Source organism: Bacillus sp. JJ1764, assembly GCF_036962145.1.
Taxonomy (GTDB): domain Bacteria; phylum Bacillota; class Bacilli; order Bacillales; family Cytobacillaceae; genus Neobacillus.
In genome coordinates this window covers 594-2,488 of the sequence record NZ_JBALNY010000004.1, presented here as the reverse complement: position 1 = coordinate 2,488, position 1,895 = coordinate 594, and the positions used below count along the sequence as shown (strand labels likewise).

General features: G+C 43.1%; 2 protein-coding genes. Both read right to left on the bottom strand.

All coding sequences use genetic code 11. The features are described from left to right. On the bottom strand, positions 1 to 198 hold a 198-nt coding region (locus V7083_RS00510; RefSeq protein ID WP_335474243.1), incomplete at its 3' end, for a hypothetical protein. A gap of 95 nt (positions 199 to 293) precedes the next feature. Then, complete coding sequence (locus tag V7083_RS00505; RefSeq protein ID WP_335474241.1) at positions 294 to 1,799, bottom strand: leucyl aminopeptidase; 1,506 nt, start codon at positions 1,797 to 1,799, stop codon at positions 294 to 296. Positions 1,800 to 1,895: the final 96 nt, after the last annotated feature.

Here is a 1,895-nt window from a genome sequence, read left to right as displayed (position 1 = left end):
ATAACCGAAACCTGGATAGCCAAAGCCCGGATAACCAAAACCACCATAGAATGGGCGTGCCGCAAAGGATGCTCCTAAACCGCCACCAATTAATCCGCCTAGAAAGCTCAATCCCCCAATAGCCAATGGCCATCCCCATAAACCACCAATAAATCGTTGATCTTGTACCGGATATGGACTCCGATAGTATGGGTACATAAGGCAAAACCTCCTTTTCATATCTGCCTATACTACTTCATATGCGAAAAGGATGGGTTTGGAGTGGGCAAATCGAAAAGCGGTTAGACTCATGTTTATTTTTCAATTGGCTCGAATCGTTCTACAAAGAGCGCAAGGGTACGGGTCATGACACCGGTAGCGCCTGCCGGACCAAGATCATACTCTTTAGTTGACGTTGCAGTGCCAGCAATATCCAAGTGCACCCAAGGGGTTTCCTCAGCAAATTCACCAATAAACGCACCTGCCACAATGGCATGCCCTTCACTGCCCGGTGAATTGTTTAAGTCAGCAACTTTACTGTTGCGCACTCGTTCTTTCTCACTTTCAAACAGTGGCAATTGCCACATTTGTTCTCCGGCCTCCATCGCTGCTTCCAAAACTTGCTCATAAAGCGGTTCATGATTGGTCATAGCACCAGTGGTATTGACACCTAGAGCAGTAATCACACCACCAGTTAACGTGGCCACGTCAACGATATAATTAGCTCCATGATGCTTAGCATACGTAACAGCATCTGCTAGGACAAGACGTCCTTCGGCATCAGTATTTAACACTTCAATGGTTTTACCGTTCATGGACGTGATGACATCATCTGGTTTGAACGCATTGCCGCTAATCATATTATCTGTCGATGGAATTACAGCAACGACGTTCTGTTCTGGTCTAATCTCACCGAGGATTTCCATAGCACCTAAAACAGCTGCAGCACCGCCCATGTCAGTTTTCATGCCAACAATACCGGCTTTTGTTTTAATGGAATAACCACCGGTGTCAAAGGTAATTCCTTTGCCAACAAGTCCGATGACATCCTTCCATTCGTCTTTACCTTGGTATTTCAATACAATCATTTTAGGTGGTTCTGCTGATCCCTGGTTCACCGCAAGAAACGCACCCATACCAAGCTTTTCAATCTCAGCTTTATCCAAAATTTCCAACTCGAAATTGTACTTGGCTGCCAGTTCTGTAGCATAGTTAGCCATATCCGTGGCGGTTAACATATTGCCTGGAGTGTTCACTAAGGTTCTTGCTGAATTGGTGCCTTTTCCGAAGGCATAACCGATAGAAAGGGATGCTTCAACCTCTTCGGCAGCTGCCTGACTATAAACAGTCAAGGTCTCAAGACGTTTCTCCGGCTCATTGGATTTTTGGCGGTAGCCTTCGAATTGATAGGTAGCTAAGGCGAAGGCTTCGCTTAATGCATAGGCTGCGTCCGAAGCGTCATGCTTTTCAGATAGGAATGTATCTAAATAAATTGCTGTTTCTTCTTGTTTGTTATTCTTTAGTTCTTTAAATAGCTTTCCAAAAGCCTGGCGCAACTTATCAAAGGTGAATTCTTTTTCTTTACCGAGGCCAATAATCCAAATTCGTTTAGGTCCAATTTTTCCTAGGGTATGTACTTTACTGATAGATTTTAATTTGGCTGATATGTCACCTGATTTCACAAGCTTTGTCAGCTGACCTTCAAACGCTTGATCAAGAGACGCTAAATTTCCCGAAAACTTTTCTGCCTTTTCAAAAAGACCAATCACCAGGCCCTGATGTTCAGCAGTTAGCTCTAAGTCCTGTTTTAACTGAAACATGTTTGTTTCCACCTCCAATAGATATCGAATTAATTATATCTCAAAAAGGGAATTTATTTCGAGTAACTAATAAGTTTATTTTATTTGCTATTTTTC